The sequence below is a fragment of the Sphingopyxis sp. LC81 genome (genome assembly GCF_000756375.1).
In the GTDB taxonomy this organism is placed as follows: domain Bacteria; phylum Pseudomonadota; class Alphaproteobacteria; order Sphingomonadales; family Sphingomonadaceae; genus Sphingopyxis.
On sequence record NZ_JNFD01000017.1, the window covers coordinates 44,942 to 67,921 of the forward strand.

The following is a 22,980-nucleotide window of genomic DNA, read 5'->3' on the forward strand; positions in this document are numbered from 1 at the left end:
AAGCGTCCTATGCGCCAGACAGCATGGGAGAGACTCTTATGGCCGACGAAATTCACGAGACGCGCGATCCCGACGGGACGACGCACACCACCACGGTTATCGACCGCGAACCGCGCCGTCGCGGCGGGTTCGGGATGGGACTGATTTTCCTCGTCGCGATTCTGGTCGCGGCCTTTTTCGCTTTCCAGTTCCTCGCCAACGACAAGGCGCAGAGCGGCGCGGTCAGCGACGCGGCGCAAAAGGTCGGCGATGCCGCCGAAAATGTCGGCGACGCGGCGCAGAAAGCGGTCGATTAAGGATCAGCCGGCGGGCGCCGCGGCGGGTTCGGGGTGTTTCCTGAACAATTCGCGGTCCGCCGGGCCGAAGCCGCGCGTCCAGATCAGCCAGCCATAGACGCCGAGGATGAAGGGAACGCCGATCAAGAGCTCGGCCCATTCGGGAAGCTGCGTCGCGCCATAGCCGAGGATGGTCGCGCCCGCGGTCGCCCAGACGAGCGCCCAGCGCAGACTGTTCACCGGCGCACCGAGGATGCGCGCGAGCAGGCGGGCTTTCACCAGCGACGCAAATCCGAGCGCGAGCATCAGCGCGAGCGCCACGGCGCCGGCGTAATAGATCGGCGGTAGCCCCATCGATTTGGCGATCAGGATCAGCGCGACGCTGAGCCCCGCCTGTAGCGCGAGCGTCGCGATGCTGATGAGCAGGTTGCGGTGGCGCGCGACATAGACGAGCGCCGCCTCGCTGACGACCGCGGTCGCTGCGACGACCTCGGCGGCGAGCAGGAAGGCGAGCGCGGCGGTGCCGCTGACGAATTCGGGGCCGACGAGCCCCATCACTGCCTCGCCCGGAATGCCGAGCGCGAGCGCGACACCGGCCTGCGCGGCGATGATCCAGAAGCCGACCTGGCTCACTTGTGCCGCCACGGCGGCAAGCCGCTTTTCGGCGAGGTTGCGCGTGATCACGGGGCCCAGGATCGGCTCGAAGCTGGTCTTGAGCTTCTGCGGCAGCGAGGCGACCTGCTGCGCCATATAATAGATGCCGTAGATCGTCGGCGAGGTGAACTGGCCGAGAATGAAGAGGTCGAGGCGCCGTGTGCCCCATTCGATCGCATCGGCGGCGGCGAGCGGCGCGCCGCGCCGCGCAACTGCGATCAAATGCGCGGGATGCGGTTGCCACCCGCGCGGCCCGCCATAATGGCGCAGCATCGGGATCAGCGCGGTGAGGAAGGCGCCGAGCATCGCGGCGGCGTAGGAGAGCATCAGCCCGTCGCGCACCGACACGAACCAGAATCCGGCCGCGGCGATGCTGATCACCCAGGGCTCTACCACCGCGCGGGCGCGAACGGTGGCGCCGACGTCGAATTTATACGCGCACGCCGCGAGCGCGATATCGGTGCCCGCGATCGCGAAGACGAGCAGCGCCATCCAGCGATCGGCGCTGTCGATGCCGCCCGACGGGAACATCAGCTGCGGGAACAGCGCGAGCAGCAGCGACCCGGCGGCCGACGCGACAAAGGCGACGAACATGCCGTCCCATACGACGGTGCGCTGGTCGGCCCCGGGGGCGCTGAGCTGTTCGGCGAGGCCGCGCTTGAGGCCCAATGTCGCGAGCTGCGCGACGAGCTCGATGACGAGCACGGCGAAAGCGAAGCGACCGACCGCCTCGGGCCCGTACCAGCGGCCCGCGACATAGAGGAAGGGCAGGCGCGCAACGAGGCGGAGGATGAAGCCGAAAAAATTGGTGCGTCCGCCCTTGGCGAGCGCGGCGGTGTCGGCATCGCCCGGGGGCGTGCCGGGGGGTGAAGAGGGCGCGGCTGCGCTGTCCGTCTGGCTCAAGCCTTCCGCCCCTTCTGCTTTGCCCTGACCGTCAGTCTAGCGCGGCCGGGGAGTGCAGGCAATTGTGCGAAGATATTCATCGCCCTTCGGGTCGCAGCGGGCGGCTGAGCAAGGCCTGAATGGCGTCGGTGACGCGCGTTTCGCCGGCAACGAGGCGCGCAACGGTGTCGGTGATCGGCATGTCGATGCCATCGGCGCGCGCCGCGGCGGCGACCACGGGCGCGCTGAACGCGCCCTCGGCGACGGTACGGCGGTCGGCCATCAGTATCTCGGCCGCCTCACCGCGCCCGAGCCCCTGGCCGAGCGCGAAGTTGCGCGAGTTCGACGAGGTGCAGGTGAGGACGAGGTCGCCGAGTCCCGCGAGGCCCGCGAGCGTTTCGGCCTGCGCGCCGCGGGCGAGTCCGAAGCGCGTCATTTCGGCAAAGCCGCGGCTGATCAGCGCCGCGCGCGCGTTGAGCCCGAGCCCGGCGCCGTCGACGATACCGCAGGCGATCGCGAGGATATTCTTGACCGCGCCGCCGATCTCGGCACCGATGACGTCGGTCGACACATAGGGGCGGAAATGCGGGCGCGCGAGCGCCTGCGCTATCCCGGCCGCGAGATCGGCGTCGGCGGCGGCGAGCGTGATCGCGGTCGGCAGCCCGGCGGCGACTTCGTGCGCGAAGGTCGGGCCGGAGAGCACGGCATGCGGCCGCGACGGCGCGATATCGCGCGCCATATCGATCGGAAAGGCGAAGCTGCCCTCCTCCATGCCCTTGCTGCAAAAGATCAGCGGCGCGTCACCTGGCGGAAGTTCGGCGAGTACCGCGCGCAGGAACGGAACGGGGACGACGACGAGCAGCGCGTCGAGATCGGCCATGTCGGCAAGCGCGCCGGTCGCGGTCAGCGAGGGCGAGAGCGCGGCGCCGGGAAGGAAAACCGGATTGCGGTGCTCGGCGTTGATCGCCGCGACGACGTCCTCCTCGCGGGCCCACAGGCGGACGGGGGCGCCATCGGCGGCGAGAAGCTGCGCCAGCGCGGTGCCCCATGCGCCGCCGCCGATCACGCCGAACTTGGAATATGACGTCATGCTTTCACTCCGGCGCCGCGCACGGCTTCGGCTTCGGGGTCGAGCGGCCAGCGCGGGCGCGCGGCGGTGTCGAGCGGATCGGTGAGGCCGACCGCGAAACGCTCGGCGCCCGCCCATGCGATCATCGCGCCATTGTCGGTGCAGAGCCAGAGCGGCGGCGCGACGAAGGGCTTGTCGAAGCGCGCCGCGAGATCGGTCAATGCGCCGCGAATCGCGCCATTGGCGGCAACCCCGCCCGCGACGACGAAAGCGGTCGCATCGGGGCAGGCGGCGAGCGCGATGCGGCTGCGGTCGACAAGGCAGTCGACGACCGCCTGCTGGAACGAGGCCGCGAGGTCGGGGATGCTGTGCGTGCCCGATGCGGCCACCCGCGCGACGGCGCTCTTGAGCCCCGCGAAGGAGAAATGCGGTTCGGCGCTGCCGACGAGTGGGCGCGGCAGCGGCACGGCATGGGGATTGCCGTCCTTCGCGATGCGCTCGACCGCGGGACCGCCGGGATAGCCGAGGCCGAGCAGCTTCGCGGTCTTGTCGAAGGCTTCGCCCGCGGCATCGTCGATCGTCGTCGCGAGGCGGCGGTAGTCGCCGACACCGCGCACGAGCAGGAGCTGGCAATGGCCGCCCGACACGAGCAACAGCAGATAGGGGAAGGCGAGGCCGGGCTCGACGAGGCGCGGGCTGAGCGCATGACCTTCGAGATGGTTGACCGCGATCAGCGGCTTGTTCGCGGCGTGGGCGAGCGCCTTGCCGGTGACGAGCCCGACCATCACGCCGCCGATCAGCCCCGGCCCGGCGGTCGCGGCGATCGCATCAACATCGGCAAGCGACACGCCGGCATCGGCGAGCACACCCTCGACGATCGGCGCGAGGCGGTCGACATGCGCGCGCGCCGCAATCTCGGGAACGACGCCGCCATAAGGACTATGCTCGGCCTCCTGTCCCGCGACGCGGTGCGCCAAAATGCGCCGTTCGCTATCGACGAGCGCTGCCGCGGTTTCGTCGCAGCTCGATTCAAGGCCGAGGATCAGGGTCATATTGTTGCGCGTTCCTTTACCCGCCCCTTTATCGGCAGGGCAAGCCGCGCTAGCAGCGGGACGATGAATAGACTTCCGACCCCCGAAAGCCCGCTGCGTATCGGCACCCGGGCCTCGCCGCTCGCGATGGCTCAGGCCCATATGGCGGCTGCGGCGCTGATTGCCAGCCATGGCATCGATATGACGGCGCTCGAAATCGTGCCGATGACCGCGACGGGCGACAAGATACAGGACCGTGCGCTCGCCGAGGTCGGCGGCAAGGCGCTGTGGACGCGCGAGCTCGATGCGGCGCTCGATGCTGGCGTGATCGATATTGCGGTCCATTCGCTGAAGGATGTCGAAACGATCCGCGACGCGCGCTTTTTCCTCGGCGCGATGCTCGAACGCGCCGACCCGCGCGACCGGCTGGTGGTGCGTGAAGGCATAAAGGCGGCAACGATCGCCGACCTGCCACGGGGCGCGCGGCTTGGGACGAGCAGTCCACGCCGCGCGGCGCAGGTTAAGCGGATCCGCCCCGACCTCGAAACCGTGCTGCTGCGCGGCAATGTCGCGACGCGGCTCGCGAAGATTGCCGCGGGCGATGCCGATGCGACCTTGCTCGCGGCGGCGGGGCTCGAGCGGCTGGGGATGCACGACGTCGGTTTGGTACAGGAGACGAGCCTGCTGCTTCCCGCGGCGTCGCAGGGGGCGATCGGGATCGAATGCCGCGCCGACGACGCGGCGACGCGCGCGCTGCTTGCCGCGGTCGACCATGCGCCGACGCATCTTGCCGTCGCGGCCGAGCGCGCGTTTCTGGCGGCGCTCGGCGGTGACTGCCGTTCGCCCGTCGCGGCGCATGCGCGCTGGCAGGACGACGGCGCGCTGCGCCTCGATGCCGAGATTTTCTCCGACGATGGCGCCGATCATGCGGCGGGATATGTCATCGTCACCGACGATGCGGCCGCGCCGGCCTTGGCGCACCGGTTGCTCGATGAAGCGCCCGACAGCGTCCGGCGGCTGTTCGCGGCATGACCGACGGCCTGCCGCTGATCGTGACGCGGCCCGAGCCGGGCAACGCAGCGACGGTGGAGCGGGCGAGGGCGATGGGGTTCGACGCCCGTTCGATGCCGCTTTTTACGGCGCGCGCGATCGATTGGCGCCCGCCGGCTCCCGGCGATTTCGACGCGCTGCTGCTGACCAGCGCCTTTGCCGCAAGGCTGGCGGGGCAGGGGCTGGCCGAGCTGGCGGCGCTGCCCGTCTATGCTGTGGGCAATGCGACCGCGCGCGCGGCCGAGGCCGCGGGCCTGACGGTGGCGATGACCGGATCGTCGGGCGCGCAGCGGCTTCTTGACGATATGACGTCAGACAATATCCACAATATTCTGTGGCTTTGCGGCCGTGACCGGTCGGAATTCGACACGCGGGGGGCGGCGATTACGGCGCTGCCCTGTTACGCCGTCGATCCCGCCCCGGTGCCGGCCGAATGGGACGCGCTGATCGCCGCCCCCGCGCTGCTGCTCGCGCATTCGGCGCGCGCCGCCGAGCGGATTTCGCAGCTCGTCGGCGATGCGCGCGCTCACCTTTCGCTCGTCGCGATCAGCCCGGCGGTGGCGGCTTCGGCGGGCGACAGCTGGCGCGATCTGGCCATCGCGGAACAGCCCGACGATGTCGCAATATTGGCACAAGCGCGTGCTTTGTGGCACAAGGGCGAAAAATAGGGTCGTTCGAAAGAGAAATATGGCAATCGACAGCATCGACACGTCCTCGTCGGCGGACGAGGCAGTACCCGAAAGGGGACTATCGTTTCGCGCTCTCGCCATCGGTGCCTTCCTGCTGCTTCTGATCGGTATCGCCGGCGGCGGATGGGCTGTGAATCGCTGGCTGACGGGCAACAACTTACCACCCACCGCGAAAATGGTCGCGGCGCCCGCGGGGGCGGCCAATCCGCTTGCCGCAAAAAGCGGGGCGAATGCGCCGCCGCTGATGATCGCGCCGATCGACGGCGCCAACGCGCTCGCGGCGCGCGTCGCCGAACTCGAACAACGCCTGTCGCGGATCACGCTCGAAGCCGAATCGGCGTCGGGCAACGCATCGCGCGCCGAGGGGCTGCTCGTCGCTTTTGCGGTGCGCCGCGCGCTCGATCGCGGGCTGTCATTGGGCTATCTCGACGCGCAGCTGCGGCTGCGTTTCGGCGACGACCAGCCCAATGCCGTCAAGACGATCATCGATACGTCGCGCGATCCGGTGACGCTCGAACAGCTGCGCGCCGAACTCGATGCGATGGGGCCACAGCTTGTCGGGCGCGGCGGCGACGGAAGCGGCAGCCTGTGGACGGGGCTTCGCCGCGAGCTGGGTGAATTGTTCGTCGTGCGCGCCGCCGGAACCCAGTCGCCGCGCGCCTCCGAACGGCTCGAGCGCGCCCGGCGCTATCTTACGGCCGGGCAGGCCGACCTTGCGATCGCCGAGGTCGAAGCGATGCCCGGGGCGGAGGTCGCGAGCGAGTGGGTGATCGATGCGCGGCGCTATCATGAGGCACGGCGCGCGCTTGACCTGATCGAGACGGCGGCGATATTGGAGCCGCGCGACAGCCCCGCTGCCGCGATCGCCCGCAACGCGGCCGATCCGACCCCATAGCGCGCAATCCTCCAAAGGGCTGCCCGCCGTTTAGAGAGAAAGCCCGTTCCATGGCCCTCGCCGATCCGCAGCGCATCGAAGCGCTCGACCCGCTCGATCCCCTCCAGCTCGACGCCGAGCTCAGCGAAGAGGAGCGGATGGTTCGCGATACCGCGCGGTCCTATGCGACCGATGCGCTGTTGCCGCGCGTCACCTCGGCGTTTCTCGACGAGCGGTTCGACCGCGAGATCATGTCCGAAATGGGCGCGCTCGGCCTGCTCGGCGCGACGATCGATCCCGAATATGGCGGCGCGGGGCTGAATTATGTCAGCTACGGGCTGATCGCGCGCGAAGTCGAACGCATCGATTCGGGCTATCGCTCGGCCTGTTCGGTGCAGAGCTCGCTCGTGATCCACCCGATCAACGCCTATGGCAGCGAGGAACAGAAGCGCAAATATCTGCCCGGGCTGACTTCGGGCGAACTCGTCGGCTGTTTCGGCCTCACCGAGCCCGATGCCGGCAGCGACCCCGGCGGCATGCGCACCCGCGCCGAGAAGATCGAGGGCGGCTACCGCCTCAAAGGCGCGAAGATGTGGATCACCAATTCGCCGATCGCCGACGTCTTCGTCGTGTGGGCGAAGTCGGAGGCGCACGACGGCGCGATTCGCGGTTTCGTGCTCGAAAAGGGCATGAAGGGGCTTTCGGCGCCGAAGATCGAGGGCAAGGTGAGCCTGCGCGCCTCGGTCACCGGCGAAATCGTCATGGATTCGGTCGAGGTCGGCGAGGATGCGCTGCTGCCGCATGTCTCGGGGCTCAAAGGTCCGTTCGGCTGCCTCAACCGCGCGCGCTACGGCATCGGCTGGGGCGCGATGGGCGCGGCCGAATTCTGCTACGAAGCGGCGCGCAATTATACCGGCGAACGCAAGCAGTTCGGGCGGCCGCTCGCGGCGAACCAGATCGTCCAGCTGAAGCTCGCGAACATGCTCACCGAGATCGCGCTGGGGCTCCAGACCGCATTGCGCGTCGGCCGGCTGATCGACGAGGGGCGCCTGATTCCCGACGCGATCAGCCTGCTCAAGCGCAACAATTGCGGCAAGGCGCTCGATATCGCGCGCGTCGCGCGCGACATGCACGGCGGCAACGGCATCTCGGCCGATTATCATGTCATCCGCCATGCGGTGAACCTCGAGACGGTGAACACCTATGAGGGCACGCACGACGTCCATGCGCTGATCCTCGGCCGCGCGATCACCGGCATTTCGGCCTTTGCCTGAGCCCCAGGGCTTAAAACCTTTGCAGGGCATCCGCGTCGTCGAACTGGCGCGGGTGCTCGCGGGGCCGTGGTGCGGGCAATTGCTCGCCGATCTGGGTGCCGAGGTGGTGAAGGTCGAGCGGCCGGGGGTTGGCGACGATACGCGCAGCTGGGGCCCGCCGTTCATTGTGGATGAGAGCGGCGAGAATCTCGGCGCCGCTTATTATCACAGCACCAACCGCGGCAAGACAGGCGTGGCGATCGACATTGCGACCATCGAGGGGCAGGCCGAGGTGCGCGCGCTGCTTGCAGACGCCGATGTGGTGATCGAGAACTACAAGGTCGGTGGGCTTGCCAAATATGGCCTCGACCCCGCGACGCTGTGCGCCGATTTCCCGCGACTGGTCGTCTGTTCGATCACCGGCTTCGGGCAGACCGGTCCCTATGCACACCGCGCGGGATATGATTTCATCATCCAGGCGATGGGCGGCGCGATGTCGCTGACCGGCGAGCCCGACGGCGCCCCGCAAAAGGCGGGCATCGCCTATGCCGACATCTTCACCGGCATGTATTCGACGGTCGCGATCCTCGCGGCGTTGCGGCGGCGTGACGCCACGGGGCGCGGTGCGCACATCGACATGGCGCTGCTCGACTGCCAGGTCGGGGTGCTCGCGAATCAGGCGGCCAATTATCTCGCGAGCGGGACGTCGCCCAAGCGGATGGGCAATGGGCACGCCAATGTCGTGCCTTATCAGGCGTTCGCGACCGCCGACGGCCAGCTGGTGATCGCGGTCGGCAACGACGGCCAGTTTCGTAAATTATGTGTGATCCTGGGCGAGCCCCGCTGGGCCGACGATAAGCGTTTCGTGACCAATTCGGCGCGGCTTGCGAACCGCGCCGAATTGATCCCGCTGCTGGCGGCGAAGATCGCCACATGGGACGCGCTACCGCTGTCGCTGGCGCTTGAGGCCGAAGGGGTGCCGGCGGGGCCGATCAACGATATCGCGAGCGTTTTTGCTGATCCGCAGGTTCAGGCGCGCGGGATGCGTTTCCGCCCCGACGGCGCCAGCGTCGACGGGCTCGCCAGCCCGATCGTCATCGATGGCGAGCGCATGGTCGCGGCGACTGGGGCGCCTCCGCTGGCGCAATAGAAAAAGGGGCGCCGCAGCGGACGCCCCTTTCTCCCCCTTATCCGAAGATCAGAATTTGACGGTGCCGGTGACGAATACCTGGCGCGGATTGCCGTAGAAGGCGGTCAGCGTGCCTTCGCGGCCGAGCGCCGAGGTCGGCAAGCCGTTCGCGCCCGGAATGATCGCGCCGGTGGTCGGATTGACGTTCACGAACGTATAGCCCGAGGTCTTATATTCCTTGTTCGTCAGGTTCTTGCCGAACACGCCGAGGCTCCAGCGGTCGTCGGGCGCGGTGTAGACGATGCTGGCGTCCCACAAAGCGAAGCCCTTCTGGTCGATATAGGGGTTCGGGATTTCGAACTGATAGGTCTTGCTGCGATACGACAAGGTCGTCCCGAAGCTCAAATCGCCGTCGCCGATCGGGGTCGAGTAAGCGAGGGTGCCGCTGGCGGTCCATTTCGGCGTATTCTGTACCTCGCGGAAATCCGAAACATCGGTCGGCGTGTTGACCCCGCCGACGAGGATGTTCGAGATATATTCCTTATAATCGGCCTGGATAAAGCCGAGCGCGGTCGACAGCGTCAGCCGGTCGCCCGCGGTCGCCAGATCCTCGCCGAGCCGGGCGCGGCCCTCGAATTCGACGCCCTTGAAGGTCGCCTTGCCGGCGTTCGAGACGACGCCGCAGAAGCTCGGCAGCCCGCTGACGGTGCAGGCGACCGATCCCGGGATCTGGACGTCGGTGTAATCGGCATAGAAGGCGGCGAGCGCGACGTTGACCGCGCCGTCCATCAGGCTGCCCTTGTAGCCGACTTCATAGCTTTCGACCTTTTCGGGGCGGAAGCTCAGAAAGGAGGCGATTTCCGCGTCGGTCGGGCGGCCCGGGATGGCGCCCGGCGCGTTGACGCCGACGCCGCGCGGATCGAAGCCGCCGCCCTTGAAGCCCTGCGAATAGCTCGCGTAGAAATTATGGTCGGGGGTTGGCTTGAACGACAGCGACGCGCGCGGGGTGAATTTCTTGAAGTCGCGCTTGCCGTTGAAATTGGTGCCCGGCGCGCCGAACGCGACGCCCGCGCCGCCGAACACCGGCGAACCGCCGCCGAGATAATTCTGCCGCAGGATCGACGCTTCGCGTTCGTCCCACGTGTAACGGCCGCCGACCGACAGGCTGAGCTTGTCGTTGAAATCATAAGTGAAGTCGCCGAACACCGCGAAGGTCTGGGTGTCGACATCGGCCTCGGTGAACGCGGTGAGGCCTGCCAGATTGTTGAAGATGCGGACGTCGAACAAGGTGTCGGCGGTGGCGTCGAGATAATAGAAGCCGAGCAGACCCTTCAGCCTGTCGCCTTCATACAGCAGCTGGAATTCCTGGCTGATCTGCTCGTTGTAATAAAAGCCGGGAACGTCGATGTCGACGCCGGGCAAGGCGTCGAAGTCGATCGGAGTCGACGAGGTGTCCTTGCGCCAGGCGCTGATCGACCGCAGCGTGACCGTGTCGCTGAGCTCGGCGGTGACATTCATCGCGAGGCCGTAGGCCTCGATCTCCTGCTTCGGATCGTTGAGGCCGCCGCGGCTGTCGAACACATCGTCGAGCACGGGGGCGTTCGTGAGCAGCGACGGGATCAGGCGATGGCCGCCGCGCGGATCGCTCTTGTCCTTGCTGTAATCGCCCGAAATGCGGATCAGCACCGGCGCGCCATAACCGCCGAGCTCGACCGTGCCGCGGCCTGCCCAGACGTCCTTGTTGTAATTTTCGCGGCCGGTGGTGAGATTGTCGCCGAAACCGCCGCGCGACAGGCGTGCGACCGAGCCGCCAACGCGGAGCAGGTCGCCGATCGGCGCGCTCGCGGTCACGACGAGGTCGGCCTGGTCGTAGGTGCCAAGCGTGCCCTTGATCTTGAGCGAGAATTCTTCCGGCAGCTGCTTGGTCACATATTTGACCGCGCCGCCGATCGTGTTGCGGCCGTAAAGCGTGCCCTGCGGCCCGCGCAGGATTTCGATGCGTTCGACGTCATAGATGTCGAGCACCGCGGCCTGCGGGCGGTTGAGATAGACGTCGTCGAGGTAGATGCCGACGCCCTGTTCGAAACCCGACACCGGGTCCTGCTGGCCGACGCCGCGGATGAACGCGCTGAGCGTCGAATTGGTGCCGCGCGAAACCTCGAGCGTCGTGTTCGGGGTTGTCTGGGCGACGTCGGTGATGTCGAGCGCCCCGGCCTTTGCCAGCGCCTCGCCCGAAAAGGCGGTGATCGCGACGGGCACGTCGATCAGGCGTTCGTCGCGGCGGCGTGCCGTCACGATGATCTCGTTATCGCCGGCGTCGGTCGCGCCCGCTTCCTGCGCGAAAGCCGCGGGAGCGAAGGCGATCATGGAAAGCGCGCTGGTGGCAAGGATGGCACGACGCAGCGGGCGGGCGAAAGGACGCATATGACTCTCCCATGTGGCGGGTGACCCCTCGCCACCCTGTTTGCTTTTCTTGGGCTGGTGCTTGCCAAGCCGCGCCGCATCCAATAGTGAAACATGAACCAAGTTTCAACTTGGAATATGGCTCTGTCGTTTTTTGCTTGCCAGTGGTGCGGAAATGCCACGATGCAGGGGAAGCCGGACGGAGGGGAGACGGAAAGGCAAGCATGGATCAGCCGCACACCGAAACGGGGCAGGCCGACACCGAACGGAGCGCGGGCGACGCGCGCGACAAGACGCCGCGCACCGAGCGCGGGCGGCGGACGCTGCGCAAACTGCTCGACGCGGCGGCGATCGAATTCGGCGAGCGTGGATTTCACGAGGCGTCGATCAGCGCGATCACGCGCCGCGCCGGAACCGCGCTCGGCAGCTTCTACACCTATTTCGATTCGAAAGAGGAAATCTTCCAGGCGCTCGTCCGCTATATGAGTGAACGGTTACGCGACCATGTCACGCCGATCGTCCAGGCCGCGCCCGACGAGATCAGCGCCGAACGCATCGGGCTCGAATCCTATCTGGGCTTCGTGCGCGCGAACAAGGAGATCTACCGCATCATCGATGAAGCCGAATTCGTCGATTATGCGAGCTATCGCCGCCATTATGAAACGACCGTCGCGCGCGTGCGCCAGCGGCTGGAGAATGGCGCGGCGCGCGGCGAAATCCGCGATGACGTCAGCGAAATCCACGCGTGGGCGATCGGCGGGATGAACGTGTTTCTGGGGATGCGCTACGGATTGTGGGATACCGAGAGCGACATTTCGGAGATCGCGCGGATCGCCAACGACCTGCTCGCGAACGGGCTGAAGAAGCGCGACTGATTCAGCGCGAAATCAGAAAGATCGCATGTTCGGCGCGCCAGCTGGCGGCGGCGTCGCTTGCCGGCCTGTCGCCCGACAGATGCCATACGCGCTCGACTTTGATGCCCTTCGCGCGGACGAGGTCGCGAAAATCGCTGACCGTGACATGGTGGATGTTCGGCGTTTCATACCAGGCGACGGGCAGGAGCCGCGTCACCGGCATCCGCCCGTTCCACAGCAAGGCGAGCCGGACGCGCCAATGCGCGAAATTGGGGAAGCTGACGAAGGCGCGCGGCGCGATGCGCAGCAATTCGTCGACGACGCGGTCGGGGCGCTCGGTCGTCTGGAGCGTTTGCGAGAGGATCGCATAGTCGAAGGCGTCGTCGGGATAGTCGGCCAGGTCGCGGTTGGCGTCGCCCTGCACGACCGACTGGCCGCGCGCGATCGCGGCGGTGACATTGTCGGGGTCGATCTCTAGCCCGCGCGCATCGACGCCCTTGCCCTGGAGCGCGGCCATCAATTCGCCGTCGCCGCAGCCGACATCGAGCACGCGCGACGCCCGCGGAACGGCATCGGCGATGATCGCCAGATCGGGGCGCAGCTTCATCGACCGGCCTGCCTGTAAACATCGGGGAAATGCCGCTGCATGAACGGCGTGCCGTCCTCGACCGGCGTCCAGCCTAGCGCGGCATACAGCCCGTGCGCGTCGCTGGTCGCGAGCATCCACCGCCGCAGCCCCTGCAGGTCGGGATGATCGTGCAGCGCGGTCACCATGCGCGCGGCGAGACCGTGTCCGCGATGCGCCTCGAGGACATAGACGTCGGCCAGATAGGCGAAGGTCGCGCGATCGGTGACGACGCGGGCAAAGCCGACCTGCTCGCCGCCCGCCGCGAAGGTGCCAACGCAGATTGATCCGGCAATCGCGCGTTCGACCACGGCGCGCGAAATATTCTCGGCCCAATAGCTCTGCGTCAAAAAGGCATGGATTGCGCCGGCCTGCATGTCGGACCGATCGAAGGACAGGCGATAGTCGTCGCTCATATGAGGCCCGATCGCAGGGACCCCGCGACGAGGCGATCGAGCGCGGGGACATCGAGGAGGAAACTGTCGTGGCCGAAGGGCGCGGACAGCTCGACGAAGCTCGCCGCGGCGCCGACGCTTTGCAGCGCCTGCACGACGCGCCGCGATTCGGAGGTCGGATAGAGCCAGTCGGTGTCGAAGCTGACGAGCGTGAAGCGCACGTCTTTTGCACCCGCGAACGCGCCAGCAAGCCGCCCGTCGTGCGGGTCGGCGAGGTCGAAATAGTCCATCGCGCGCGTGATATAGAGATAGGCGTTGGCGTCGAAGCGGTCGGTGAAGGCGAGCCCCTGATGCCTGAGATAGGATTCGACCTGGAAATCGGCGTCGAAACCGAAGCTCTTGATGTCGCGCGCCTGCAGCCGGCGGCCGAACTTCTCGGTCAGCCCTTCCTCGGACAAATAGGTGATGTGCGCCGCCATGCGCGCGACCGCGAGCCCCTTGGTGGGTGCGCGCGCGCTGCCATAATATTGCCCGTCCTGCCAGTCGGGATCGGCCATGATCGCCTGCCGCCCGACCTCGTGGAACGCGATATTCTGCGCCGAATGGCGCGCCGCGCTCGCGATGACGAGCGCCGAGGCGAGACGGTCGGGGTAGGTCGCGGCCCAGGCAAGCGTCTGCATGCCCCCCATCGACCCGCCGACGACGGCATGAAGTCGCGAAATGCCGAGATGGTCGAGCAGCATCGCCTGCGCACGCACCATGTCGGTGATCGTGATGACCGGAAACGCCATGCCGAGCGGGGCGCCGGTCGCGGCATCGGGTGAGGCGGGGCCGCTCGTCCCCATGCAGCTGCCGAGCACATTGGCGCAGATGACGTGGAAACGGTCGGTGTCGATCGGCTTGCCCGGCCCAACCATGCGCGCCCACCAGCCGGGCTTGCCCGTCGCCGGATGGTCGCTCGCGACATATTGATCGCCGGTGAGCGCATGGCAGATCAGCACCGCGTTCGACTTGTCGGCGTTCAATGCGCCATAGCTTTGATAGGCGATCGTCACCGAGCTCAGCACCTGTCCGCTGTCGAGCGGCAGCGGCGCGGCGATCGTCACGCTGTGATGCTGGATATCGTGGAGCAGGCTCGCCATGGTTTGCCGGGGGCTAAGCGGGCGCGCGCACCCTGTCAACGTGCTGGACTCGGGCCACACAGCCGCTAAACGGCGCGGCATGACCGACGCGACCCAAAGCCTTCAGCCCAAGCCGTGGATCAGCGGCATCGCTCCCTATGTTCCCGGCAAGTCCGCTGGCGCTGACGGCCGTCCGCTGATCAAGCTTTCGGCGAACGAGAATCCGCTGGGCACCGGCGAAAAGGCGCGTGCGGCGTTCGCCGCGGCGCAGGCGGCGCCCGATGCGCTGTCGCGCTATCCCGACCCCGGTTCGGTCGAGCTGCGCGAAACGATCGCGGCGAAGTTCGGGCTCGATCCGGCGCGGATCATCTGCGGCAACGGGTCGGACGAATTGCTCCACCTCGCGGCGGGCACTTATGCCGGCGTCGGCGACGAGATTCTCTACGTTCGCTATGGCTTCGCGGTCTATGAAATCGCCGCGCGCCGCGTGGGCGCGGTGCCGGTCGAGGCGGACGACAAGGATTATGCGACCGACGTCGATGCGTTGCTCGACGCGGTGACCGACAAGACGCGCGTCGTCTATCTCGCCAATCCGAACAATCCGACGGGCACGCTCGCGACGCGCGACGAGGTTGCGCGGCTCTACGCCGGGCTGCCGAAAAATATCCTGTTCGTGATCGACCAGGCCTATTCGGAATATCTCTCCGACGCCGAGGACGACGGCGGGCTCGAACTTGCGAAGACGCAGCCGAATGTGTTCGTCACGCGCACCTTCTCGAAGATCCACGGGCTCGCCGCCGAACGCATCGGTTGGGGCTATGCCGCCGCCGAAGTGATTTCGGCGCTGCACCGCATCCGCCTGCCGTTCAACGTGACGCGCGCGGGACAGGCGGCGGCGGTCGCGGCGCTCGGCGACGAGGAATTCGTCGCGCACAGCCGCGAGCATAATGCCGAATGGCGCGCCTGGCTGGCGGGCGAACTCGAAAGCCTCGGCAACCATGGTGTGCGCGTCGTGCCGTCGGCGTGCAATTTCCTCCTCGTGCTGTTCGAAGGCGATGTGAGCGCCGAGACCGTCTATAACCGGCTGATGGAGGCGGGCTATATCGTGCGCTGGCTGCCGGGGCAGGGACTGCCGAATGCGCTGCGCATGACGATCGGCACCGAGGATGAGACGCGCGGGCTCGCGGCGGCGATCCGCGCCGCGCTGAACGACTGATGCCAAGGGCGTCGAGCGTCGATCGCGTCGCCATCGTCGGGCTGGGCCTGATCGGCTCCTCGATCGCGCGCGCGATCAGGGAGCGGTTGCCAGAGGTGGCGGTCGTTGGCCATGACGCGAGCGCCGAAGTGCGCGAGATTGCGAGGGAACTCGGCCTTTGCGATACGGTCAGCGATGACGCGGTCGCCGCGGTGGCCGACGCCGACCTTGTCATCCTCGCGGTGCCGGTCGGCCGGATGGCCGACGCGGCGACGGCGATCGCGCCAGGGCTGAAGGCCGAGGCGATCATTTCGGACGTCGGCTCGTCGAAGGCGGGCGTTGCCGAAGCGCTGGCGAAGGCGCTGCCCGATCATGCCGTCATCCCGGCGCATCCGGTCGCGGGGACCGAGAATAGCGGCCCGGCGGCGGGTTTTTCGTCCTTGTTCGAAGGCCGCTGGTGCATCGTCACGCCGGGCGCGAGTGCGTCCGAAGACGCCGTGACGGCGGTGACGTCCTTCTGGCAGGCGCTCGGCGCGAAGGTCGAGACGATGGACGCCGCGCACCACGACATGGTGCTCGCAGTGACGAGTCATTTGCCGCATCTCATCGCCTATACGATCGTCGGCACCGCGAGCGAGCTCGAAGAAGTCACCGAGAGCGAAGTGATCAAATATTCGGCGGGCGGCTTTCGTGACTTCACGCGCATCGCGGCGAGCGACCCGGTGATGTGGCGCGACGTTTTCCTCGCGAACAAGGATGCCGTGCTCGCGACCTTGCAGCGTTTCAACGAGGATCTGACCGTGCTCCAGCAGGCGATCCGCCGCGGCGACGCCGACAAGCTCGAGGACTGGTTCACGCGCACGCGCGCGATCCGCCGCTCGATCATCGAACAGGGGCAGGATGATGCGGCGCCCGACTTCGGGCGCAAGCATTAAAACCGTCGCACCCGCGAAGGCGGGGGCCGCTGTCGGACTTGGGCTACGCCTCTAGCGGCCCCTGCCTTCGCAGGGGCGACGGTCACGCTTCCAGCAACGCTTCGGGTGGGTTCAGCGCATTGATCGCGACGCGCACGCGGGCCTCGGCGTCTTCGCGCGGCAGCCCCGCTGGGATCGTTTCGCCGACCTTGTAAGTGATCGTCCCCGGCCATTTGACCCAGCGGCGCGGCGGAAAGGCGAGGCCGCTGTTCACCGCCACCGGGATGACCGGAATATTGAGCAGGCGATACATGCCTGCAAAACCGGGGCGTAGCGGCGGCGCTTCGCCGTGCGGGACGCGTGTTCCCTCGGCGAACAGCACCAGCGGACGCCCCGCCGCGAGCGCGGCCTTCGCGGCGCCAAGCATCGCGCGCATCGCCTTGCCCCCGCCGTCGCGGTCGACCGGGATCAGGCCGTAAAAGCGTGCCGCCTGGCCCCACACGGGGATCGAGAACAGCTCTTCCTTCGCGAATACCGCGGGGTGTTTGAACAGCATCGGCTGCTCGACCGTTTCGAACGCCGATTCATGCTTGAAGACGTAGAGGACCGGGATGTCGGGCATCTCGCCCTCGACGACGATCGTCTGGCCGAGCAGGAAGCGGCAGAAGATCCGGTGCGCCTGCGCCCAGATGCGCACGAAGAAAATCGTCCCGCGGTGCGAGATCGGCAGCGCGATCACCCCGCCGATCGAGCTGATGCTGCTCATCACGAAAAAGGCGATCCAGAACAGGATCGAACGGAACAGGGCGATGGTATATCTCACAGGCCGAGCAGCCCGCCCGCCAGTCCGGCCAGATATTTGTGATATTCGCGAAACAGCGTCGCGAAATTGGGCTGGCTGCGCACCGCGTCGGGCAGGATCGTCACCTTGTCGCCGACCGCGCGGCCGATTTCATATTCGGCGCGGCGCATGTGCCAGTCGGTGGTGATCAGCCGGATGCTCTTATATTTGCGGCGCTGCGCCCAGGTCGCGACCTCGGTCGCGTTCGAGCGCGTATCCTCGGCCTCGAACCCCAGCGCGATGCAGCAGTCGAACAGGCTGACCGGGCGTTTATACGCGGCCGCGAGCTCGCGCGGCTTCACTTCGCGCGCGACGCCGCTGATGAGGAGGCGCTTGGCGTCGCCCGCCTCGAGCCGTTCGAGCGCGCGGTCGATGCGTCCCGGGCCGCCCGTGAGCACGACGATCGCGTCGGTCTTTTGCGCGTCGGCGGGCAGCGGGAGCAGCAGCGCGAACCATGCGAAGCCGAGCACCCAGGCCAGGAACAACAGGGAAATCAGGCGCTTGATCATAGAATCTTCTTGAGCGCCGCGAGCAGGGTCTGGCGCGCGGTGAGGGCTGCGAGCGCGATAGCCAATAGCGGCAGCGCCAGCAAGAGCGCCCAGCCGGCGGGGCCGAGCGACGCGGTCGCCGCAAGTCCCGCTGTGACCCCCGACCATTGCAAGCCGATCAAGAGCAGGATCGCGGCGGCGACGACGGTGCCCAGCGCGATGCCGTAAGCGGTGTCGATCGCGATGCGGCGCTGGAACAGCCGCGTGATCTGGCGGTCGGTGGCGCCGATCATGTGAAGCATCTCGATCGTCGTATAATGGGTGCCCAGCGCGGCGCGCGCGGTCATGATCACCACCGCGGCGCTGGCGAGCGTCATCAGCACCACCATGCCGCCGGCGATCCACGCGAGCGAGCGGATCAGCCGCGCGACCGGGCCGAGCCATTCGGCGTGCGGGATGATCCGCGCGCCGGGCGCTTCGCGCGCGACCAGCGCCTGCAACTGGCGCATGGGACCGGTTCGGTCCTCGCCGACAAAGTCGATGTCGACGAGCGCGGGCAGGGGAAGCGACTTCAGCACCGGATCGTCGCCCTCGGCGGCGCCGAACCATTGGCCAAGCGTTGCCTGCAGCTCTTCGGGCTCGACCGAGCGCGCCGAGAGAACGAAGGGCTGCGCGGCGGCCGCCCGGCGGAGCGCCGCGGCCTGCTCGGCGCGCGTCACCGGGTTCGCGGTGACGATCTGGACGGTCACGCGCCCGGCGATCGCGGCGCCAATCGCATTCGCCGATCGTGCGAGCCCGACCCCGGCGGCGGCGGCGAGCAAGGTCAGCATCATCAATATCGCGATCACCCACGGCGTCGGGCCCGACAGCCGGCGGTCGGGAAGCAGGCGGCGATGCTGGACGGGAACGCGCGGGATGATCATGCCCGGTTCGCCGGTGGGTAGCGTAGCGCGCCGGTGGGGTCGGAAAGCCGCCCCTTTTCGAGCCGCATCATCTGCGCATTTTCGATGCGGCTGATCAGGTGGATGTCGTGCGTCGCGACGACGACGGTGGTGCCGAGGCGGTTTAGTGCCTCGAACAATCCCAGCAGACGCATCGCCATTTCGGGGTCGACGTTACCCGTAGGCTCGTCGGCGACGAGCAATTGCGGCCGCGCGATGACGGCGCGTGCGATCGCAACGCGCTGCTGCTCGCCGCCTGACAGCGTCGCGGGGCGCGCATCGGCGCGGTCGCCGAGCCCGATCCAACTCAGCATCTCGCCGACGGGGCCCGACAGATCCTCTTCGCTGACCCCCGCGATACGCAGCGGCAGCGCGATATTGTCGCGCGCCGACAAATGCGGGATCAGCCGGAAATCCTGGAACACGACGCCGATCCGGCGGCGAAAGCCCGGCAGGCGGTGGCGCGGCATCGCGACCAGATCCTCGCCGAACAGGCGGACGATTCCGCGGCTCGGCCGCTGCGCGAGATAGAGCATCTTGAGCAGCGAGGTCTTGCCCGCGCCCGATGCGCCGGTGAGGAAATAGAAGCTGCCGGGCTGGAGATTGAAGCTGATGTCGCTCAAAACCTCGGCATCGGGGCCATAGCGCAGGCCGACGCCGTCGAATTCGACCATCGCGCCGCCGGGCCGCGCCGGAGAGGCGTCGGTCATGGCGTCGCCCGCGCGCGACGGCGCGCCAGCGTCAGGTCAAAGAACAGGGGCGCTGGTCCGCTCATCAGCCAGCATCTCGCACGGCTATCCACAGAGGACAAGACGGGAGTGGGCACGCGGCGCTTGCAACGCGCGAATCGGCGTGTTTAGAGGGAACCCATGATCCTTGCCTGCCCGTCCTGTCACACGCGCTATGTCGTTCCCGATACCGCGATCGGACCCACAGGCCGCACCGTGCGTTGCGCCAATTGCCGCCATAGCTGGTTCCAGGAACCAGCCGCGACGCCCGTCGAGGCTGTAGCGGCGCCCGTTCCAACCGCGCCGGAACCCGCCGCGGCGCCTGCACCGGCGCCCGCGCCCGAAGCGGCGCCGCGCCCGGCCGCGACCTATTCCGATTTCCCCGAACCCGATCCCGCGCCCGCGCGGGTTCCGCCGAGCTTTACGGCCGAGCCGGCCCCGCGTCCCGCACCCGTGATCGACGATGCGCCGCTGCCGTTCCGCCGCCCGCGGCGGAACCCGGCGAAGCGCTGGACGATCATCGCCGCGAGCGCGGCGGTGCTGATGCTCGGCGCGACCGCGGGGCTCATGTATTTCGGCCTGCCGGGCTGGGCGCAGGGTCTCGGCCTGCCGGGCGGGGTCGACGAGCCCGATCTGGTGATCGAGCTGCCGCCGAACCAGGATCATCGCGAGCTCGCCGACGGGACGATCTATTTCGCCGCGTCGGGGGTGATCATCAACCCGACCGACCGCGAACAGCGCGTGCCGTCGATCCTCGCCGAGCTGCGCGACGCGCAGGGGACGATCGTTTATAGCTGGACGATCAAGCCGCCGGTGCGGATGCTGCCGCCGAATGAAAAGGTCAATTTCAGCGAGGCGAAGCTCGACATCCCGCGGCGCGCGACGCAGTTGACCGTCAGCTGGGCTTTGCCGAAAAGCTGAAATTTGAATTCGTTACAGTGACGTCGCGGCGTCACAGGCTGAGCGCGGCGGCGAGCGAAAGCAGGAAACTCGTCACCGTCGCGACGATGATCGGCGCGAAGCTGCGCCACCCCTGATCGAGCAGCAGGTGCAGCCGCGCCTTCATCGCGGTGGCGACGATCGCGAGCAGCAACAGCGCCTGCGCGCCCGTCGCGGCGGCATCCTGTGCGGGTTTGGGGATCTCGATCAGCGAATTGAGCGCCGCTATGCCAAGGAAACCCAGAATGAACCACGGGAGGCGCAGCGGAATCCGTCGCGTGTCGCCGGCTTCGCCGCTGCGGCCGAGCCAGAGCGCGACGAGCATCAGCATCGGCGCGAGCAGCGCGACGCGCGTCAGCTTGACGATCGTCGCGACCTCGCCCGCTTGAGCTGAGAAGGAAAAGCCACCGCCGATCGCCTGCGCGACGTCATGGATCGACGCGCCGATCAGGAATCCCGCCTGCGCGTCCGTCAGGCCGAGCTCGGCGGCGAGCACGGGATAGAGCGTCATCGCGAGCGCGCTGGCAACGGTGATCCCGACGAGCGTCAGCGTGAAGCGCGCCTGGTCGACGCGTTTGTCGCCGATCAGCGAGTAAAGTGCGAGCGCCGCCGACGCGCCGCAGATCGCGGTTGCGCCGCCCGCGAGCAGCGCGGCGTGGCGATCCTGCGCGAACAGCCGCGCGCTCGCCACGGTGATGACGATGACCGCGAGCATGATCAGGACGAGCAAGGCGAAGGGCAACGGCCCGAGTTCGACGAGCTGCTCGGCGGTAATTCGCGCGCCGACGAGCACGATCCCCACGCGGAGCGCGGTCTGCGACATCAGGTCGAGCCCGGCGTGGGTGCGCTTGTCCTGCGAGAGGAAGGAGAGGGCGAGGCCGATCAGCAGCCCCATCAGGACGATCGGCGCGGCATAATGGTCGGCGAGCCACGCTGCGGCGAGCGCGGCGATGGCGGTGACGAGGATGCCGGGCAGATAATCGCGCCAGCGGCGGCGCGTCGGCGGATGCGCCTCGAGCTGCATCTCGCCATAAAGATCGGCAGCCATCGGCCAGCTTTGTTCGGATGGCGTCACGCGATGTTCCCGATGTCCATGGCGCCGCTTCGCACATCGGCGCGCGTCGGTCGATAGGCCATTGCTGGCACGGCGCGGGCTTGCTAGAGGCCGCGCTCTATCAGCACCCGTAGCTCAGCTGGATAGAGCGCTGCCCTCCGAAGGCAGAGGTCAAGTCCGATTATACGGACGAACTATCAAGGCAAACATCTGAAAATCAAAGACTTTTGTGTCTTTTAAGCGCGAACCCGTCTGGTGAAATCGGCTCGCGTAAGCATGACGTAAGCATACCAGAGAGTATCATAGCGCATGACGGGATACGACTGACGGGCAGGCAACCTCACGTTGGTATGCAGCCGGTCTTGATCGAATCCGTTGACCGATGGCCATTCGACCGGCTAGGCACCGCCGCGAAGCACCCGTAGCTCAGCTGGATAGAGTGTCGCCCTCCGAAGGCGAAGGTCACAGGTTCGAATCCTGTCGGGTGCGCCATATTCGAGATTAGGGCAGAGATTTTCGAAGCTTTTCGAGCCTTCGAGCGACGCCGATGCGGGCATCGATGCTCAACGCCTTCTCGAATGCGTCCACGGCGTCCTGGATCGAACCGTCCTTTTCGTGCAATTCGCCGAGGAGCCGCAAGGCATGCGCCTGTAGCGTATGTTCGGAACTGTTCGCTGCAACCTGCAAGCCGGCTAGAAGAGCCTCTCGCGCCCCGCGTTCAAGTCGTTCTCCAGACGCGAGAACCATTCGAATGACATGGAGGTCGCCGGCAGCGATGCGCTCTGTCTGCCAACCTCTGCGGTCAAGCATGGCCCCTTCAAAGCTATAGCCGACACGGGCGCCGTTCGTCCGTAGCAAATAGACATGGCGGCTGGTGGTATCGAACTCGTAACCGTCCGCCCAACCTGTCTCAACCTCCCAGCGGGCGATCTCAGCGCCCAGCTCGAGATCGAAAAGAATGTAACGGCAACTGTCCTCACTCCCGGGGGCATTGGCGGTCTGGCAGATGGCGAAGCATCCATCGTCCGACAGGGCGTTGCTGATCAGATTGGCAGCCAGTTCCTTTTCGACCAGCTTTGCGCCGTCGCCGCGGAAAGCAATGAACCGGCCCTTGAGACCATCGCCGAACAAGCGGTCGTGGATGATGAAGCTGCCATTGTTCGCGGCCTTCCCATCCGCGGGACGCTCGAGCCGTCCCGTTGCGACAATTTCATCGTTGTGGATCAGAGACCAGGAACCATGGCCTTCGTGGCGGTATCCGCCGACCGTACCTTCAGGATTTCGGTCCGCCCAAATCAGATGAAAATCTCCATTGGGGGATGCAGCATGATGACCGAAGAACTCGATCGACTCAATTCGAACGAGGTCGTGCCCACACTTTTGTATGCGAAGTCCTGTCGTCCCTGGGCGCGCATGCGGCTCGATTTCGATTTCCGTTCCAAAGAGTCGCCGCAGAAATCTCTTCATCCCATACTCTCCGTCTGTCGGCGTATTGTGGCTGCCGAGAGGTGCAGGGAAGGCCCGCTCGACGCAAGAGGGCACAAGCTCCTAGTCCGCCCTCTTGCTAATTGACTTG

The 22,980-nt window shown here is 67.0% G+C and carries 23 protein-coding genes and 1 tRNA gene; 11 read left to right on the forward strand and 13 right to left on the reverse strand.

Annotation, left to right across the window (positions count from 1 at the left end; all coding sequences use genetic code 11):
- Positions 1 to 38: 38 nt before the first annotated feature.
- The gene (locus FG91_RS09035; RefSeq protein WP_037514343.1) at positions 39 to 296 is read left to right on the forward strand and encodes a hypothetical protein; all 258 of its coding nucleotides are present in this window, start codon (positions 39 to 41) and stop codon (positions 294 to 296) included.
- 3 nt (positions 297 to 299) lie between these two features.
- Here the strand turns inward: FG91_RS09035 and FG91_RS09040 are convergent, their stop codons facing one another.
- The 3 genes from FG91_RS09040 to tsaD form a co-directional block, all read right to left on the reverse strand.
- Complete coding sequence (locus FG91_RS09040) at positions 300 to 1,832, reverse strand: lipopolysaccharide biosynthesis protein (protein WP_037514344.1); 1,533 nt, start codon at positions 1,830 to 1,832, stop codon at positions 300 to 302.
- Between the two features lie 76 nt (positions 1,833 to 1,908).
- Entirely contained in the window at positions 1,909 to 2,901 is a 993-nt protein-coding gene (locus tag FG91_RS09045; protein ID WP_037514345.1) for an NAD(P)H-dependent glycerol-3-phosphate dehydrogenase, read from the reverse strand.
- The gene (gene tsaD / locus FG91_RS09050) at positions 2,898 to 3,932 is read right to left on the reverse strand and encodes a tRNA (adenosine(37)-N6)-threonylcarbamoyltransferase complex transferase subunit TsaD (RefSeq protein WP_037514346.1); all 1,035 of its coding nucleotides are present in this window, start codon (positions 3,930 to 3,932) and stop codon (positions 2,898 to 2,900) included. The genes FG91_RS09045 and tsaD overlap by 4 nt, the downstream gene beginning before the upstream one ends.
- Before the next feature lie 63 nt (positions 3,933 to 3,995).
- Here tsaD and hemC point away from each other — a divergent pair, with 63 nt between their 5' ends.
- From hemC to FG91_RS09075, 5 genes are read left to right on the forward strand one after another with little or no spacing between them, the layout of a single operon-like run.
- Positions 3,996 to 4,943, forward strand: coding sequence for a hydroxymethylbilane synthase (gene hemC, locus FG91_RS09055; protein ID WP_037514348.1), 948 nt, complete (start codon positions 3,996 to 3,998; stop codon positions 4,941 to 4,943).
- Positions 4,940 to 5,629 (forward strand): uroporphyrinogen-III synthase, encoded by a 690-nt coding sequence (locus FG91_RS09060; protein WP_037514349.1) that lies wholly within the window; start codon positions 4,940 to 4,942, stop codon positions 5,627 to 5,629. The genes hemC and FG91_RS09060 overlap by 4 nt, the downstream gene beginning before the upstream one ends.
- A 19-nt stretch (positions 5,630 to 5,648) precedes the next feature.
- Complete coding sequence (locus tag FG91_RS09065) at positions 5,649 to 6,545, forward strand: mitofilin family membrane protein (protein ID WP_037514351.1); 897 nt, start codon at positions 5,649 to 5,651, stop codon at positions 6,543 to 6,545.
- A 50-nt stretch (positions 6,546 to 6,595) separates the two neighbouring features.
- Positions 6,596 to 7,798 carry an acyl-CoA dehydrogenase gene (locus tag FG91_RS09070; RefSeq protein ID WP_037514352.1) on the forward strand — a complete coding sequence of 401 codons (1,203 nt, stop codon included), beginning with the start codon at positions 6,596 to 6,598 and terminating at the stop codon, positions 7,796 to 7,798.
- Between the two features lie 19 nt (positions 7,799 to 7,817).
- Positions 7,818 to 8,927 carry a CaiB/BaiF CoA transferase family protein gene (locus tag FG91_RS09075; protein WP_235211990.1) on the forward strand — a complete coding sequence of 370 codons (1,110 nt, stop codon included), beginning with the start codon at positions 7,818 to 7,820 and terminating at the stop codon, positions 8,925 to 8,927.
- Between the two features lie 48 nt (positions 8,928 to 8,975).
- Here FG91_RS09075 and FG91_RS09080 read toward each other — a convergent pair whose 3' ends face one another.
- Entirely contained in the window at positions 8,976 to 11,273 is a 2,298-nt protein-coding gene (locus tag FG91_RS09080) for a TonB-dependent receptor (protein ID WP_235211993.1), read from the reverse strand.
- Between the two features lie 260 nt (positions 11,274 to 11,533).
- Here FG91_RS09080 and FG91_RS09085 point away from each other — a divergent pair, with 260 nt between their 5' ends.
- The gene (locus FG91_RS09085; RefSeq protein ID WP_037514356.1) at positions 11,534 to 12,184 is read left to right on the forward strand and encodes a TetR/AcrR family transcriptional regulator; all 651 of its coding nucleotides are present in this window, start codon (positions 11,534 to 11,536) and stop codon (positions 12,182 to 12,184) included.
- Position 12,185: 1 nt separating this feature from the next.
- On the opposite strand, the gene metW is transcribed toward FG91_RS09085, so the two are convergent.
- Genes metW through metX form a run of 3 tightly spaced genes read right to left on the reverse strand, consistent with a single transcriptional unit; the run spans position 12,186 to position 14,325 of the window.
- On the reverse strand, positions 12,186 to 12,770 hold the full coding sequence (gene metW, locus FG91_RS09090) for a methionine biosynthesis protein MetW (RefSeq protein ID WP_037514357.1): 585 nt from the start codon (positions 12,768 to 12,770) through the stop codon (positions 12,186 to 12,188).
- A complete protein-coding gene (locus tag FG91_RS09095; RefSeq protein WP_037514359.1) occupies positions 12,767 to 13,204 on the reverse strand; it encodes a GNAT family N-acetyltransferase in 438 nt (145 codons plus the stop codon). Before FG91_RS09095 ends, metW begins: the two co-directional genes overlap by 4 nt.
- Positions 13,201 to 14,325 carry a homoserine O-acetyltransferase MetX gene (gene metX, locus FG91_RS09100; protein ID WP_037514360.1) on the reverse strand — a complete coding sequence of 375 codons (1,125 nt, stop codon included), beginning with the start codon at positions 14,323 to 14,325 and terminating at the stop codon, positions 13,201 to 13,203. Before metX ends, FG91_RS09095 begins: the two co-directional genes overlap by 4 nt.
- Positions 14,326 to 14,404: 79 nt before the next feature.
- Here metX and hisC point away from each other — a divergent pair, with 79 nt between their 5' ends.
- Both hisC and FG91_RS09110 read left to right on the forward strand, forming a co-directional pair.
- The gene (gene hisC / locus FG91_RS09105; protein ID WP_037514362.1) at positions 14,405 to 15,520 is read left to right on the forward strand and encodes a histidinol-phosphate transaminase; all 1,116 of its coding nucleotides are present in this window, start codon (positions 14,405 to 14,407) and stop codon (positions 15,518 to 15,520) included.
- The gene (locus FG91_RS09110; protein WP_037514364.1) at positions 15,520 to 16,434 is read left to right on the forward strand and encodes a prephenate/arogenate dehydrogenase family protein; all 915 of its coding nucleotides are present in this window, start codon (positions 15,520 to 15,522) and stop codon (positions 16,432 to 16,434) included. The genes hisC and FG91_RS09110 overlap by 1 nt, the downstream gene beginning before the upstream one ends.
- Positions 16,435 to 16,516: 82 nt before the next feature.
- On the opposite strand, the gene FG91_RS09115 is transcribed toward FG91_RS09110, so the two are convergent.
- From FG91_RS09115 to ftsE, 4 genes are read right to left on the reverse strand one after another with little or no spacing between them, the layout of a single operon-like run.
- Positions 16,517 to 17,236 (reverse strand): lysophospholipid acyltransferase family protein, encoded by a 720-nt coding sequence (locus FG91_RS09115; protein ID WP_037514365.1) that lies wholly within the window; start codon positions 17,234 to 17,236, stop codon positions 16,517 to 16,519.
- A complete protein-coding gene (locus tag FG91_RS09120; protein WP_037514366.1) occupies positions 17,233 to 17,763 on the reverse strand; it encodes a YdcF family protein in 531 nt (176 codons plus the stop codon). Before FG91_RS09120 ends, FG91_RS09115 begins: the two co-directional genes overlap by 4 nt.
- Positions 17,760 to 18,665, reverse strand: a complete 906-nt coding sequence (locus FG91_RS09125) for a cell division protein FtsX (RefSeq protein WP_037514367.1) — start codon at positions 18,663 to 18,665, stop codon at positions 17,760 to 17,762. Before FG91_RS09125 ends, FG91_RS09120 begins: the two co-directional genes overlap by 4 nt.
- Positions 18,662 to 19,393 carry a cell division ATP-binding protein FtsE gene (gene ftsE, locus FG91_RS09130; protein WP_052187446.1) on the reverse strand — a complete coding sequence of 244 codons (732 nt, stop codon included), beginning with the start codon at positions 19,391 to 19,393 and terminating at the stop codon, positions 18,662 to 18,664. Before ftsE ends, FG91_RS09125 begins: the two co-directional genes overlap by 4 nt.
- 159 nt (positions 19,394 to 19,552) lie before the next feature.
- Here ftsE and FG91_RS09135 point away from each other — a divergent pair, with 159 nt between their 5' ends.
- On the forward strand, positions 19,553 to 20,332 hold the full coding sequence (locus FG91_RS09135) for a zinc-ribbon domain-containing protein (protein WP_037514369.1): 780 nt from the start codon (positions 19,553 to 19,555) through the stop codon (positions 20,330 to 20,332).
- A 31-nt stretch (positions 20,333 to 20,363) separates the two neighbouring features.
- Here FG91_RS09135 and FG91_RS09140 read toward each other — a convergent pair whose 3' ends face one another.
- On the reverse strand, positions 20,364 to 21,398 hold the full coding sequence (locus FG91_RS09140; RefSeq protein WP_037514370.1) for a YeiH family protein: 1,035 nt from the start codon (positions 21,396 to 21,398) through the stop codon (positions 20,364 to 20,366).
- A gap of 421 nt (positions 21,399 to 21,819) precedes the next feature.
- Between FG91_RS09140 and FG91_RS09150 the strand changes: the two genes are divergently transcribed.
- Positions 21,820 to 21,896, forward strand: a tRNA-Arg gene (locus tag FG91_RS09150).
- A 9-nt stretch (positions 21,897 to 21,905) separates the two neighbouring features.
- On the opposite strand, the gene FG91_RS09155 is transcribed toward FG91_RS09150, so the two are convergent.
- Positions 21,906 to 22,871, reverse strand: coding sequence for a hypothetical protein (locus FG91_RS09155; RefSeq protein ID WP_037514371.1), 966 nt, complete (start codon positions 22,869 to 22,871; stop codon positions 21,906 to 21,908).
- Positions 22,872 to 22,980: the final 109 nt, after the last annotated feature.